Genomic DNA, 1,270 nt, shown 5'->3' with positions numbered 1-1,270 from the left:
TGACCTGCCACTGAAGTTTCATCCGGCTGCGATTAGAGCCTCGGCTGTTTTTGATAAGCCAAATGGCGTGGTGGGAGCAACCGGCGGAAACGCGAAGCTTTCATATTGCGTAGCGTTGGAGCCGGTTGCGGCGATGATCCCGGCATAGTCCGCCGGGGTTTGGTATCCGAGTGATGAGTGCGGCCGGAAATTGTTGTAATCGTTAGCCCATTCCGCAATGGCGCTGCGGGCATGGTCGAGACCAAAGAACAGGCTCTCGTTGAGCAACTCGTCGCGCATCCGGCCGTTGAAACTCTCAACATAACCGTTTTGCATTGGCCTACCCGGCGCGATGTAATGCCACTCGACCTTGTGATCCTTCGACCAGGCAAGGATGGCATTCGAGGTCAGTTCGGTCCCGTTGTCTGAGACAATCATGCCAGGCTTGCCTCGTCGCTCGATGAGCGTCGTCAACTCCCGCGCGACACGGCGACCTGATATCGATGTGTCCGGGATCGTCGCCAGGCATTCGCGTGTGACATCGTCGACTACATTGAGGATGCGGAAGCGCCTGCCGCAGGCGAATTGATCGTGGACGAAATCCAGTGACCAGCGAGCATTCGCCTTTGCTTCGTCGAGGATCGGGGCACGCGTGCCGACGGCACGCCGCCTGGCTTTCCGCTTGCGCACGGAAAGACCTTCCTCGCGATAGAGCCGGTAGATGCGATTGACACCGGACGGCTCTCCGTCTCGTCGAAGCAAGATGAACAATCGACGATAGCCGAACCGGCGGCGCTCATTGGCCAGATCGCGCAGCTTCGCTCGCAACTCGACCTCCGGCGGTCGAGAGGATCGATAACGGATCGTCTTTCGGTCCGCAGATATGATCTGGCAGGCCCGCCGTTCCGAAAGACCCATGACGGCCTTCAGATGCGTGACAGCTTCACGCTTGGCGGCAGGCCCTACCACTTTTTTGAGAGAAGCTCGCGGAGTGCGGCTGTATCCAGCATCTGCTCGGCGAGCAGCTTCTTCAACTTGGCATTCTCGTCCTCAAGCGCCTTCAAACGTTTGGCCTCTGACACTTCCATGCCGCCATATTTGGCCTTCCAATTATAAAAGGTCGCCTCGGAAATCCCGTGCTTGCGGCAAAGATCAGCCGCCTTAACGCCAGCCTCTTGCTCCTTCAGCACCCCAATAATCTGCTCTTCCGTAAATCTCTGCTTCTTCATAAGTCCGTCCTCGATGGGCCGGACTCTAATCCAATCTGGAGGAAATTCTCAGTGGCAGGTCA

General features: G+C 57.4%; 1 protein-coding gene. It reads right to left on the bottom strand.

Going from position 1 to position 1,270, the window contains the following annotated elements; all coding sequences use genetic code 11:
• Positions 1–18: 18 nt before the first annotated feature.
• Positions 19–1,208 (bottom strand): IS3 family transposase gene (locus tag ACQZ40_RS25685; RefSeq protein WP_448748910.1). Its coding sequence is split into 2 segments (ribosomal slippage): positions 19–947 and positions 947–1,208, totalling 1,191 coding nucleotides; the frame shifts between segments, so codons are not numbered across the junction.
• Between the last annotated feature and the right edge of the window lie 62 nt (positions 1,209–1,270).

This window comes from Agrobacterium sp. 16-172Ci, from assembly GCF_053522725.1.
This window is presented reverse-complemented; position numbering and strand designations above follow the sequence as displayed.